General features: G+C 63.3%; 14 protein-coding genes. 4 read left to right on the top strand and 10 right to left on the bottom strand.

Annotation, left to right across the window (positions count from 1 at the left end):
* Positions 1–181 precede the first annotated feature (181 nt).
* On the top strand, positions 182–631 hold the full coding sequence (locus FJ960_RS25385; RefSeq protein ID WP_140717664.1) for an Rrf2 family transcriptional regulator: 450 nt from the start codon (positions 182–184) through the stop codon (positions 629–631).
* A gap of 9 nt (positions 632–640) precedes the next feature.
* Positions 641–1,792, top strand: coding sequence for a hypothetical protein (locus FJ960_RS25390; RefSeq protein WP_140717666.1), 1,152 nt, complete (start codon positions 641–643; stop codon positions 1,790–1,792).
* On the opposite strand, the gene FJ960_RS25395 is transcribed toward FJ960_RS25390, so the two are convergent.
* From FJ960_RS25395 to FJ960_RS25425, 7 genes are all read right to left on the bottom strand, one after another.
* Positions 1,787–2,335, bottom strand: a complete 549-nt coding sequence (locus FJ960_RS25395; protein ID WP_140717668.1) for a gluconokinase — start codon at positions 2,333–2,335, stop codon at positions 1,787–1,789. The genes FJ960_RS25390 and FJ960_RS25395 overlap by 6 nt on opposite strands.
* A 2-nt stretch (positions 2,336–2,337) precedes the next feature.
* Entirely contained in the window at positions 2,338–3,324 is a 987-nt protein-coding gene (locus FJ960_RS25400; protein ID WP_140502324.1) for an ABC transporter permease, read from the bottom strand.
* Positions 3,321–4,301: an ABC transporter permease gene (locus tag FJ960_RS25405; RefSeq protein ID WP_140717670.1), complete on the bottom strand. Its 981-nt coding sequence runs from the start codon at positions 4,299–4,301 to the stop codon at positions 3,321–3,323. Before FJ960_RS25405 ends, FJ960_RS25400 begins: the two co-directional genes overlap by 4 nt.
* On the bottom strand, positions 4,298–5,845 hold the full coding sequence (locus FJ960_RS25410; protein ID WP_140717672.1) for a sugar ABC transporter ATP-binding protein: 1,548 nt from the start codon (positions 5,843–5,845) through the stop codon (positions 4,298–4,300). Before FJ960_RS25410 ends, FJ960_RS25405 begins: the two co-directional genes overlap by 4 nt.
* Positions 5,846–5,922: 77 nt before the next feature.
* Positions 5,923–7,050 (bottom strand): sugar ABC transporter substrate-binding protein, encoded by a 1,128-nt coding sequence (locus FJ960_RS25415; RefSeq protein ID WP_140717674.1) that lies wholly within the window; start codon positions 7,048–7,050, stop codon positions 5,923–5,925.
* A 290-nt stretch (positions 7,051–7,340) separates the two neighbouring features.
* A complete protein-coding gene (locus tag FJ960_RS25420) occupies positions 7,341–8,369 on the bottom strand; it encodes a LacI family DNA-binding transcriptional regulator (RefSeq protein ID WP_140717686.1) in 1,029 nt (342 codons plus the stop codon).
* Positions 8,370–8,529: 160 nt separating this feature from the next.
* Complete coding sequence (locus FJ960_RS25425) at positions 8,530–9,759, bottom strand: MFS transporter (RefSeq protein ID WP_140717676.1); 1,230 nt, start codon at positions 9,757–9,759, stop codon at positions 8,530–8,532.
* A gap of 173 nt (positions 9,760–9,932) precedes the next feature.
* Here FJ960_RS25425 and FJ960_RS25430 point away from each other — a divergent pair, with 173 nt between their 5' ends.
* Positions 9,933–10,223 (top strand): DUF3175 domain-containing protein, encoded by a 291-nt coding sequence (locus FJ960_RS25430; protein ID WP_181166585.1) that lies wholly within the window; start codon positions 9,933–9,935, stop codon positions 10,221–10,223.
* Between the two features lie 42 nt (positions 10,224–10,265).
* Here the strand turns inward: FJ960_RS25430 and FJ960_RS25435 are convergent, their stop codons facing one another.
* The 3 genes from FJ960_RS25435 to FJ960_RS25445 all read right to left on the bottom strand — a co-directional run bounded on the left by FJ960_RS25435 (position 10,266) and on the right by FJ960_RS25445 (position 12,646).
* Positions 10,266–10,709, bottom strand: coding sequence for an SRPBCC family protein (locus FJ960_RS25435; protein WP_027141553.1), 444 nt, complete (start codon positions 10,707–10,709; stop codon positions 10,266–10,268).
* 162 nt (positions 10,710–10,871) lie between these two features.
* A complete protein-coding gene (locus FJ960_RS25440) occupies positions 10,872–11,648 on the bottom strand; it encodes a FadR/GntR family transcriptional regulator (RefSeq protein WP_027141552.1) in 777 nt (258 codons plus the stop codon).
* Between the two features lie 101 nt (positions 11,649–11,749).
* On the bottom strand, positions 11,750–12,646 hold the full coding sequence (locus tag FJ960_RS25445) for an NAD(P)-dependent oxidoreductase (RefSeq protein WP_140717680.1): 897 nt from the start codon (positions 12,644–12,646) through the stop codon (positions 11,750–11,752).
* A gap of 118 nt (positions 12,647–12,764) precedes the next feature.
* On the opposite strand from FJ960_RS25445, the gene FJ960_RS25450 reads away from it, so the two are divergent.
* Positions 12,765–12,969 (top strand): NAD(P)-binding domain-containing protein (locus tag FJ960_RS25450; protein WP_181174313.1); only part of this gene is annotated, 205 nt, incomplete at its 3' end.

Genomic DNA, 12,969 nt, shown 5'->3' on the forward strand with positions numbered 1-12,969 from the left:
TAGGGTAAAGCCGGCGCCCTTCGTGCAAAACGTTACAAAGAATCAACGCGTTTGTGCCTAACATGCCTTCCAATGGCTTTGTTTCGCGAAACGGCGGCGTGCGGAAGCAACGCCGTCATCATTTGCACACAAACAGCCGCCAGATGCGGGGTGGTTGGGGCTTCAACGGGTTGACTCGGGCATGCTGACGAAAAAAGGCAAATACGGCCTCAAGGCCCTCGTGCATCTTTCCAATCTTCCGGTTGGCCAACTGGCCTTCGTCAACGACGTCGCTGTCGCCAACAACATCCCGAAGAAATTCCTCGATGCCATCCTGGGCGAATTGCGCAACGCCGGCTTCGTCCAGAGCCGCAAGGGCAAGGAAGGCGGTTACCGTCTCGCGCGCCCCGCTTCCGAGATCAAGATCGGCCACGTCGTGCGCGTGCTCGACGGGCCGCTGGCGCCGATACCTTGCGCCAGCCGCACGCAGTACCAGCGCTGCGAGGATTGCGACGAAGCGATCTGCCAGGTCCGGCACATGATGCTGGAAGTGCGCCAGGCGATTGCCGAGGTGCTGGACAACCGTAGCCTCGCCGCCATGCGCGATGCCGACAATGACGATTTCCCAGTCGAGTTGACATCGCAGATCTAGAGCCGGTGGATGAGGCTGTCGAGGTTTACGAGATCCCGAAAAGCCGCACGCAAGCAGCCATCGATAGCCAGCTTTCGCACCGAGATCATCGCCGACGTCTTTGTCCCCGAATATGCCGAGGACGTGCGCTTTTTCAGCCGCAAGGTGGTTAATCCCGGCAGGCTCCGCCGCATCTCCACCAGGGATCTTCGCGAGAGCCTGATTGCTCTCTTCTATCTCGCCGTCGCGGCAGCACTGCCGGTTCGTTGGTGGTCGCCGATCTGCGATTGGGCGTCGAGATTTCGCCTGAAGCGCCATATGCGCAAGGATTTCCGCTTCTATGCCGCCGCAACGTGCGCGGTGCTCGGCGACGGCATCGATGCACGCAAGCTGTTCGAGGCATTGCTCGCGGCACGCCATCGCCGCCGCATGCAACTCGCCGCGCATCTGGTCGCCGGTCGCTGGACGCCGACGATCCGGCTGGAAGGGCTCGAGGGCTTGCAGGCAGCCTTGCAACGCGGCCACGGCGCGATCCTCTGGTGCGATCAATTCACCGCCCAAACGATAATCGGCAAGCGCGCCATATATGAGGCCGGCATCGAAGCGCATCAGGTCAGCGTCAACACGCATGGCGTTTCCGAGACGGCATTCGGCCAGCGCTTCCTCAACCCGCCAATGGTTCATGTCGAGAACCGGTTCCTGAAAAGCCGGATCGTCTTCGACCGCGACGACGCCTATCAGGTCACCATCCACATTCAAAAGATGCTGAAACGGAACGGCGTCGTGCTGATGACCAACACCATCCACGCCGGCTCGACCTTCACCGAAACCGCCCTGGGCGAAAGCGGCTGGACACACCTTGCCTCGGCGCCGGCGAATTTCGCCGCGCGAGGCAACACGGCCCTGTTTGCCATGTCGACTTTCGAGGTGGTGCCCTTCCGGGAATACCGGGCCGTTTTGAGCCCGGAACTGATGCCGGCGGCATCGGCGCTCCCGGCAGTAGACACCACCAGGGACGGAGCCAAGAACATGGCCCTGCAGGCACACTATATCCTGCTGAAACGCGACTGCCTGCTGCAGGCACTGAAGCAGTGCCCCGAGCAGGTGATGTCCTGGTCGCGCCATGAACGGTTGACAGAAGCTCAGGACAGGATCGGCTTCAGCGAAGAAGAAGGCTCATGACCGGCGCATCGAGCGCATTGCCTGGCCGACGAGTTCGTCGACCGGCCGCGTCGCGTCGAGCGTCAATGCCCGCTCATCGGCACCTGGCGGCTCGAGAATTGCGAACTGGCTGTCGACCAGGCTTGCCGGCATGAAATGGCCCTTGCGGCCGGCGACCCGCTGCCTTGCCGTCGCCTGGTCGATCTCCAGGTAAAGGAAAGTGATGTCCTGGCAAAAACCGCGCAGACGCTCGCGATAGCCGCGCTTCAGCGCTGAGCAGGCTGCAACCACGCCCTGTCCCTTGGCGATCGACGCCGCGATGCGCTCGCCGATCGCGTCGAGCCAGCCTTCGCGCAGCTGGTCGGTGAGCGGTTCGCCCCGCGCCATGCGGGCAACGTTTTCGGGCGGATGCAGCCTGTCGCCCTCGATGAAGACGGCACCCAGCGCGTCGGCCAGCGCGATACCGACGGCTGACTTGCCGCAGCCGGCGACGCCCATCACCACGATGGCCGAAGGCGCCAAACCGGAAGCGCCCGTCGGCGCCTGCACTGCGTTTTCGTCCACCGTCAGCGGCTCGCCGGGGCGCGGCCATAGAGCAGGAGCATGGCGACGATAACGACGCCATAGATGATCTGCCGTCCCGCTTCCGGCATCTGCATGACCGACAGGATGGATTGCAGCAGCGTGATCAGGATCACGCCGGCGACCGTGCCGAGATAGGAGCCGCGCCCGCCGAGGATCGAGGTGCCGCCGAGCACCACGGCCGCGATCGACGGCAGCAGATAGGCGTCACCCATCGATTGCGCCGCCTTGGAGGCGTAGCCGGCCAGCAGCACGCCGCCAAAGGCGGAGAGTCCGCCGGAGACGGCGAAGGCGATCATCACCACGCGTCTTGTGTCGATGCCGGAGAGATAGGCGGCGCGCTCGCGGTTGCCGATGCCATAGACCGCGCGGCCAAAGCCGCTACGGGTCAGCACGAACACCATTGCGGCCCCGATCAGCGCCCAGATGATGACCGCGTTGGGGACGCCCGGAATGGTGAAGCCGGTGGCCAGGTAGCGCATGGCGCCGGTGGCCGAATCCTGCGGCGAGAAACCGCCGGTGTAGACCACCATCAGCCCTTGCGCGACGGCGTTGGTGGCGAGCGTGATGATCATCGAGGGGATGCGCAGATAGGCGACGCCGATGCCGTTGACGATGCCGATCAGCACGCCGCAGAAGATGCCGAACGGGATCGCCAGCGCCACCCCGGCCGGACCGTAGGCGGCCGCCGCGCAGGCCATCATCGCGCCCGCCGCCACCGACCACGGCACGGACAGGTCGATCTGGCCGAGCAGGATGACCAGCATCATGCCGGTGGCGATGACGCCGAGGAACGAGGCGACCTTGAGCTGCTGCAAGAGATATTCAGGCGACAGGAAGCTGCGCGAATAGAGGCTGCCCACCAACAGCAGCACCACGATACAGGCAAAGGCGGTCAGCACCGCCGGATCGGCGCGGCGGATGAATTTCGGCATGCGGCCGGCAATGCCGCCCAAGGTCGTATCGCTCACAGGAACCACTCCAGCCGGTTGCGGACCCGAAACAGGGCAAAGGCGCCGAGGCTGACGGCGACCAGCAGGATAACGCCCTGGAACAGCGGCTGCCAGAGCGGATCGAAATCGAACACGAACAGAAGGTCGCCAATGGTGCGGAAGGCCAGCGCGCCGAAGATGGCGCCGATGGCGCTTCCCTTGCCGCCGAACAGCGACACACCGCCCAGCACCACGGCCGCGATCGAGAACAGCGTATAGGCGTTGCCGCTGGCATAGGCGGCCTCGCCCGTATAGGTGAAAAAGGTCAGGAACAGCCCGCCGATCGCGGCCAGCAGCCCCGCAAGCGTGTAAGCGGCGAACTTGCCGCGCCTTATCGGCACGCCCGACATATAGGCAGCCGTTTCCGAAGAGCCGGCCGCGTAGGCGGCACGGCCGAGTACCGAGCGGCTGAACGGCACCCAAATCAACAGCACGACCGCCAGCAGCGCGACCAGGCTTGCCGGCACCAGATCGAACAAACGTCCTGTCATGGCGTCGGCCAGATCCTCGTTGACCGAGCCGCCCGGAAAGGGCCGCAGCAAAAGGCCGATGCCGTAGTAGACCGCCCCGGTTGCGATGGTCGCGACGATCGGCTGCAGCCTTCCATAGATAACGATGGCGCCGTTGATGGCGCCGCACAGAAGGCCCGCCACCAGCACGGCGATGACGCCGAGCGTGGTCTGCATCGGCGTGCCCACCACCAGCCAGGAGGCCAGGCAGTTGGTGAGCAGGAAGATCATGCCCACGGACAGGTCGATGCCGGAGGTGATGACGACCAGCGTCTGCGCCATGGCGACGAAGGCAAGCAGCACGCCCTTGTTCGCCGCCGTCTGCACGACATTGGCGGTGAAGCCCGCCGGATGGTTCGAGGTATAGATGACGAACATGACAATGAAGATGCCGAGCGCCAGCAACGTTCCGCGCTGCTCGGCCAGCCAGTAGCGCCAATCTTTCACACGCTTGCTCCCAGGCCCACCGGGCTCTCCTCGCCATGAATGTTGAGCGCGCTCGCTATCAGCGCCCGCTCGGTGATCTCGCCGCCGACCAGCTCGCGCTTGACGGCGCCGTCATAGAGCACCAGCACCCGGTCGCAACAGCCGATCAGCTCGTCATAATCGGTCGAATAGAACAGGATCGCCGCGCCCGCATCCGCCAGCTTGCGCATCAGCTGATAGATCTCCTGCTTGGTGCCGACATCGATGCCGCGCGTCGGATCGTTGAGCAGGATGATGCGCGGCTGGCGCATCAGCCATTTGGCGATGACCACCTTCTGCTGGTTGCCGCCCGACAGCGCGCCGACCGGAATGTCGAGGCCCGCCGTCTTGATCGCCAGCAGGCCGACCATGTCGTCGATCAGCCGCTGTTCGGCGGCACGGTCGATGATGCCGCCTTTCGACAGCCGGTCGAGCGCGGCGAAGGACAGGTTCTCGCGCACCGTCATCGGCAGCATCAGTCCTTCGGTCTTGCGGTCTTCCGGGATGAGCGCCATGCCGATGCCATCCTCGCGGGCCACCGCTGGACTGGTGATCGTCACCGGCTTGCCGTCGATCAGCACCTCGCCCGAGAGGCCGCGCAACACACCGAAGAAGGCGAGCAGCAATTCGCGCTGGCCCTGGCCATCGAGCCCGCCGAGGCCGACCACCTCGCCTGCCCTGACCCTCAGCGAGATATCGTGCAGCCGGTCGGCCCAGGACAGTTTGCGCGCCTCGAGCCGGGGGGCGGCACCAGCGGGTGCCGCCGCCGGCTTGGGCGGAAAAATATGGCTGTATTCACGGCCGATCATCAGCTCGACCACCTCGTTGTCGCTCTTCGAGCCGGCCTTGTAGCTGGCGACATTACGGCCGTTGCGGAACACCGTGCAGTGGTCGGCCAGTTCGGCGATCTCGTTCATGCGGTGCGAGATGTAGAGCAGCGCCAGCCCTTCCGAGCGCAGTCGTTTCAAGACGCCAAAGATCTTCGCGACATCCGCCGCCGTCAGCGCCGAGGTCGCTTCGTCGAGGATGAGGATGCGCGGTTTCCTGGCCAGCGCCTTGGCGATCTCCACCATCTGGCGCCGTGACAGCGGCAGGTCCTTGACCAGGGCCAGCGGATGGATATCGCCGGCACCCGCGCGCGCCAGCGCGTCCTCGGCGATGCGCCGCTGCGCCTTGCGGTCGATCATGCCGAAGCGTTTGGGCGGATCGGAAATGACGATGTTGTCGGCGACGCTGAGTTCGGGGATCAGCGACAATTCCTGGAAGATGCAGACGATGCCGGCCTTGTTTGCCGCACCCGGCGACGCGAAGGTCACCTCGCGCCCGTCCAGCATCATGTGGCCCTCGTCGGGCGCCACGACACCGGCCATGACCTTGATCAGCGTCGATTTGCCGGCCCCGTTTTCACCGAGAATGGCGTGGATGCTGCCGGTGGAAACCGTCAGCTCGGCCTTTTCCAGCGCCCGTACGCCGCCATAGCGCTTGGAAATGCCTTCCATGCGAAAGAGTGGAGCCGCACCGTCCATCAACCCTCCCCAGGGCGATTGTGGGATTGCAGGCTGGCGCCGCGGGATCATCCGCGGCGCCAGATGATAGAAAGTGACTACTGGTTTTCCTTGCTCTGCCCCATGATTTCCTGGGCACTGAAATTGATGCCGCAGGTCGGGAAGGAGTTGCCGACGAAGAAATTGTCGGACTGGTCGGGGAAGAAATCCTGGCCTGCCTTGAAGTTCGGATCCTCCACAATGGCCAGCGGCAGCTTCACCGATTGCGGCACGACATTGCCTTCGAGGGCCGCGATTGCCGTCTTGATTGCCACGGCCACCTGGGCGGGGCCGGTGCCAGCGGAGGAGCATTTCAAGCCGTCGCCAGCATGCGCGGCGCAGAATTTGCGAAACCCGTTCTCCGTCTCGCCGCCGAACGGAACGAATGGATGCTTGGCATCCATCATCGCCTGCACGATGCCGGTGTCGCCGCCTTGCCCGGTGATGCCGTCGAAGGGTCCGTTGGTGGCAATCGCGTCCGCCGTAGCTTTCTGGGCAACGCCATCGTCCCACTTGCCAACCACTTCGGTGACTTCCCATTTCTTGCCCGAGCCGTCGAGCACCTCGTGGATGCCGGCATGACGGTCCGTGTCAACGGAAGTGCCGGCGACGCCGCGCACTTCGAGCACCTTTCCGCCGTTCGGGACATGTGAGACCAACCACTTGCCCCACAATGCGCCAAGGCCCTTCTGGTCGACATTGACGTTGATGGCATCCTTGGTGTCGAGGATGTTGTCGAAGGCGACCAGCACGACCCCGGCCTCCTTGGCGCGCTTGATGACTGGCCCGAAGGCGGTCGGGTTCTGCGCGTTGACGACGATCGCGTCAAAGCCGGAATCGATGAAATTGTTGATCGCGGAGATCTGCGCCGGGACGTCCTCTCCGGTCGACACAACCTTGAATTCCTTCAGCTTTTTGGCGACATCCGGCTGTGCCGCATATGCCTTGGCGGTCTGCACCATCTGGATACGCCAGGTATTGGCGATATAGCCGTTGGCGAGCGCGATCCGGTATGGGCCGGCCTTCTTGGGGAACTTGAAGAATTGCGTATCGGCTGCCCAGGGGGCAAAGCAGTCCGGCTCGGCTGCTGGTCCCTTGACGACTTCTGGGCCTGCGGCCATCGCCGCTGAGCTCAACATGACGAATGCAGTGGCGGCAACGATGCCACCAACGAGTGACTTGATCATCGATATTCCTCCCAGTTGCAGTTCTGACTTGTTTGTTTAGCTGCAGTACAATGACGTGTTCGCCCCAGCACCTCCCGCCCTGGCCCGTCACGCACGTCAGGTGGCCCCGGCCGACCTGTTCCTCCTCGTTGCTTCCTTAAGCTGCAACGAAAGTATCATATTATCAATAATAAACAAGGAACATTCTGTCGCTTATGTATAATAAACAGCAGCCGGACTTCACACTGGCTGGCATGGTAGCGCTACCAAGAATGCCTGTAAAGGCTGATTTCAGCAGGTTCTAAACTGCTTCACCGTGCCGTGCTCTCGCGGCACTTGAGCTCGAAGCCAAGGTCGACGACCCGCCGTTCCGGCCTGTCACCCGATATCGCCGCCAGCGCCATGGCGACCGCGCGCCTGCCGATTTCGTAGCGGTGGGTGCGGATGCTGGTGATCGAGGGAAAGGCTACCTGCATCATGTCGAGATCGTTGAAGCCGACAATGCCGATGGTCTTCGGCACGTCGATCGAGGCGCGATGGCATTCGAACAGCACGCCGAGCGCGATGTCGTCATTGTTGCAGAACACGCCGTCGAGCGTCGGCATTTTGGCAAGCGCATCGCGGAATAGCTCGCGGCCAAGCGGCACGCTGGAAGGCACCGGCGTGGTGGTGATCAGGCGCGGGTCCAGCAGGCCGGCCTTCTCCATCGCCAGCCGGTAACCAGCCAGGCGCCGCTGCGAGCGCGGGTCCATGCGCGCACCGATGAAACCGATCCTGCGATACCCCGCCTCGATCAGGTGCTGGGTCGCCGTCCTGCCGCCTTCGAGATGCGAGAAACCGACCATCATGTCCACGGGATCGGGTCCGGTCTCCATCACCTGAACCACCGGGCAACCGGCATTTTCCAACAGCTTTCGCGAGGTAGATGTCTGGTCGATGCCGGCAACGATCAGCGCTGTCGGCCGCTGGGAGCCAAACACCTGCAGCAGCCGCTCTTCCTCCAGTCCGGAATAGTGCGTGTTGCCGAGTTGGATGCGGAACGGGCTGTCCGACAGGCTGTCATAGATGCCGCGCACCACCTCCGCGAAGACGTTGTTGGTCAGCGAAGGCACCAGCACGCCGAACACCTCGGCCCGCGCCGAGGCCAATGCCCGCGCGTTGGGATCCGGCACATAGCCGAGCTCTTCGATGGCGGCCAGGATCTGGCGGCGCAGTTCCTCGGAAACGCGCTCCGGCTCGCGCAGCGCGCGTGAAACGGTGATGGCGCCGACGCCGGCCTTGCGTGCCACGTCAGATATGGTCGGGCGGCCACCGCCCCGGCGCGAGCGCGGCTTGATCAAGGCCTTGGCCCATGCCCCTGGCCATTCAAGCACGCCCGCAATGCGATCTTTCCAGCTGTCACCATCTCACCGGCCTGTTTCAGCACCCATCGGCCCCTGGCGTCGCGCAGTGACTACCTGTTGTCAAGCTGAGCCATTGAGTGGCTGTGCTTGGCCTTCCTCAGGCCGCTACGGCCGCCCTGTGCCTCGCCTTCCACATGAACAGCCCGATCGCCAGTATGTTCAGCAGGTTCCAGGCAATGCCGTTCAGGAACGCGGCGGCGTAGGAGCCCGTCAGGTCGTAGATCCAGCCCGACATCCAGCCGCCGATCGCCATGCCGAAAATCGTCGCCATCATGACGATACCGATGCGCTGGCCGGCCTCCTTGGCCGGCAGGTATTCGCGCACGATGATCGCGTAGCAAGGCACGATGCCGCCCTGCGACAGGCCGAAGACCAGCGACACGACATACAGCGAGGCGAGCCCGTCGAACGGGATATAGAACAGCAATGACAGGCATTGCAGCACAGACCCGATAAGCAACGTTTTGACGCCGCCGATTCGGTCGGCGACAAAGCCCGAGGCAAGCCGGCTGACGACGCCCGCGGCCATCATGATCGACAGCATGTCGGCGCCATGCGCCATGCCGTAGCCGAGGTCCATGCAATAGGCAACGATATGCACCTGCGGCATCGACATCGCCACGCAGCAGCCCAGTCCCGCGACGACCAGCAATATCTGCAGCATCGCCGGCGACAATGAAATCGGCTGCACCGGCCGACTTCCGGGCGAGCCGGCGGCCGTCGCTTCCGGAGCGCCGCGCCGCAGCAACAACACCAGCGGCACCATGGTGACTAGGCAGAAGACGCCGATGGCGGCATAGGTGAAGCGCCAGCCTTCCGCCTTGATCAACGTCGGCATGACGGTGGGCCATATCGCTCCAGCGAGGTAATTGCCGGCCGCCGCCGCCGTAACGGCGACCCCGCGCCGGCGGTTGAACCAGTGCGAGATATCGGCAATCAGCGGCCCGAAGATCACCGATGTGCCGACACCGATCAGTACCCCTTGGGCAAGGGTGAATTGCAGGATCGAGGTCGACACAGCCGCGAGCAGGAGACCGGCGGAGAGCGCGATCGAGGAAAACAGCGCCGGTATCCAGTAGCCCATGCGGTCAATGGCGCGGCCGACCAGCACATTGCCGGCGGCGAAGCCCACCATGGTCGCGGTGTAGGGCATGGATGCCGCGGCGCGGTCGACGCCGAACTCGGCCTGTACTGCTGGCAGCACGACGACAACGGCCCACATGCCGACCGCACCGATCGTCGCCAGCAGCATCGAGATGGCCAGCCGCATCCAGGCGTAGGAACTGTCGATGCCGGGGCTGGGCCGGCTCACGTCGGTTCGCGTCAAAGGCGTTTCCTGTCGGCGGTCTCAATCGTTGCTGTTTTGGCCACTATCGACGCATTCTCGGCGCACAGCAGCGCCACAGCGGGCAAATCCGTGGCTCCAGGCCGGTACGAATGCGGGAACCGACGCCAACATCTGGAGTTTCCGATCAGCAACCTTGCAAAGGAGTCCCAGCCATGACCGCCACCAAGCAGAAATGGTCGGCCGAGGTGACCGAGCACAGCAATGCGATGGATCTCGAGGAGCATGTCTTCGAATCCAACGACGCCAAGAAGATCGCCGCCTCGCTCAAGCGGTCGGCCGAACACAGCCACCGCCGCAAGGCCGAGCCCTTCCAGTCCGCCATGTCGATGCTGAATTTCTACATCAACCGGGCCGGCAAAAACCTGCCCGCGGCGCGCAAGAAGGTCCTTGAGGACGCCAAGGACGAACTGCGCGCCGCATTCGGGCGTCCAAAGGAGGATTAGCCGCCCTCGCCCGCCAATGGCACCTGACTAAATGGGGGCGCCCTATTGTTTGATCTCGGGTTCGACGAGCTTGGCCAGGTTCCGTAGCGACTCCTGCCAACCGAGATAGCAAGCTTCCGCGGGAATGACATCAGGGATGCCGGCCTGGGTGATGTTCACTTCGGTGCCCACGGACACTTTCTTCAGCGTCACGGTCACCTCGATCTCGCCGGGCAGGTTGGGATCGTCGAACCTGTCTGTGTAGCGCAGGAGTTCGCCCGCGACGAGTTCGACATACTCACCGCCAAACGAGTGGCTGTCGCCAGTGGTGAAGTTGCGGAACGACATCTTGAACGTGCCGCCGACCTTGCCCTCGAAGTGATGGACCGTGCAGGTGAAGCCGTTCGGCGGAAGCCATTTGGCAAGCGCATCCGCTTCGAGGAACGCGCGGTAGACCTTCTCCGGGCTGGTGGTCAGAACGCGATGCAGACGAACGGTGCTGGGCATGTCAAATTCTCCTTCCTGGTTTCCTGTTCAATACCCCAAGGACGGGGACCACAAAGCCCATCCGACACAGGCTCTCGAATTTTTTGGCGGTGCCGGCCTGAATTGCTTCGACGGCCTGCAAGGCGGAAACGCCTGAGTGCCGAATGGCTATGTCGGTGAATTCTACCGCGAACGTATGACGTTGTCGGTATTGGCCAGCAGCTTGCGCACGGCATTGCGCGCCGCATCCGGCCGCTGCAGGCGGATATTCTTTTCGATTGCCTCGTGCATCTTCTGGGCGAGCTGCAAATCGTCGAGTTCCCGGGTCGTGTAGGTGAACAGGTGATCGAAGGCGGATTCGATCAGCACGCCGAGCGGCACCAGCAGATCATTGCCCGAGGCGCGCAGGATGGCGAGGTGGAAGCGGGTGTCGGCGCGGGTCCGTTCCTGCAAACTTTTCGCCTCGCCCATCTCCCGGCAGGCCTGGCTGATCTCGGCCATCTGCTCGTCGGTCCGCCGCATGGCGGCAAAGGCGGTCGCTTCCGGCTCGATAATGTGGCGGAATTCCTGCACCGTCCTCAAGAACACCTCGCGGTCCGGCGACGTCGCGTACCAGGCAAGCACATCGCGGTCGAGCAGGTTCCAGCGTTCCTTCGGTTCGACCCAACTGCCGATCTTGGGGCGCGATGCCAACAGGCTCTTGGCCATCAGCATCTTGATCGCCTCGCGCACCGCCGACCGGCTGACGCTGAAGGTCTCCGACCATTTGGCTTCATTGGGCAGGATGGTGCCGGGCGGATAGTCGCCGCGCACGATCCGCAGCCCAATCTCGCTCGCCAGCGACGCATGCACACTGGAGCCCGGGATACGCGCCGCGTCGGGCCGGCGAGCGCCGGTCGGGCGCTCGGCGGCTACAGCCTTTTTGGGCGATTTTTCCTTGTTCGGCCTCGCGTCCCGCATGAGTTCCAGAAAGGCCGGTTTGGGGAAGCTGTCAAGCGCGGTGCGGCCGTGGGGCGGCAAAGCCGGCTTCTATGCACAACCCAGCCGTGATTCGACCACGCTCAGGCTGTCTTGACGTATTTGCGCCAGCTATGCTCGGGCCGGAAGCCGAGCATGTCACGCGCCTTGCGGTTCGACAGCAGCGTCTCATATTCACCGAGTTCGCTCTTGACCGGCACGCCGGGATAGAACCGCTTCAGGAGTTGGGCGGTCGGCAAATCGGACGAGGTGTCGTCATTGGCGGCATTGAACACCTGGTAGCCCAGCCCGTCCTTCTCGATGGCGCGCAGCGTGATCTGGCCAAGGTCGCGCGCGTCGATGTAGCTCCAGGCAATACGTTTGCGAAAGCCCGGATCGGCGAACCATTTCGGAAACAGCGAGTACTCATGCGGCTCGATGACGTTGCCGATGCGCAAGGCATAGATGTCTGTGCCATTGCGCTGCGCGAAGGCGCGCGCCGTCTTCTCGTTGACGATCTTGGACAGCGCATAGCTGTCCATTGGATCGACATCGTAATCTTCGTCGAGCGGGAAATGCGTGGGGTCGCGTGGTTCGTTGGCGAACACCAGGCCGTATGTCGTCTCGCTGGAAGCGATGATCACCTTGCGGATGCCGAGCTTCACCGCAGCTTCGATCACATTGTAGGTGCCCATCGCGTTGATGCGGAACACCTCATTGTCGGGCGTGATCATGATGCGTGGGATCGCGGCGAAATGCACCACGGCGTCGACCGGCTGCGGCCGTAGCGACGGATCGAATTCGTGCAGCCCCATATAGCTCGACAGCGCGTTGAACACCTGGCCGCTGTCGGTGATGTCGGTGATCAGCGTGCGCACCTTGGGATTGTCGAGCGGCCTGGTGTCGATGTTGAGCACTTGGCAGCCCTGCTCCACCAGATATTGCACGACATGGCGCCCAGCCTTGCCGCTGCCGCCGGTGAACATGATCCGCTTCGTCATTTCTGGTCTCCACGAAAGTCCTAGGATTGACGTGTATTGTCAGACAATATTGCTTTCCGCAACCGTCTATGGCTAAAACAGCGGCAACATTATCGATAATTGCAACAGGACAGCTAGCATGAACACCACCGCCACCAGCGAGAAGATCGGCTTTGTCGGCCTTGGCCTGATGGGTCACGGCATCGCCAAGAACATCGTCGACAAGGGGTACTCCCTGACCTTCCTCGGCCGGAAAAACCGCAAACCGGCGGAAGATCTTCTCGGCCGAGGCGCCCACGAGGCATCGACCTCCCGCGACGTGGCGGCGGCATCCGATATCGTCT

The organism is Mesorhizobium sp. B2-3-11 (assembly GCF_006442215.1).
GTDB classification, from domain to species: domain Bacteria; phylum Pseudomonadota; class Alphaproteobacteria; order Rhizobiales; family Rhizobiaceae; genus Mesorhizobium; species Mesorhizobium salmacidum.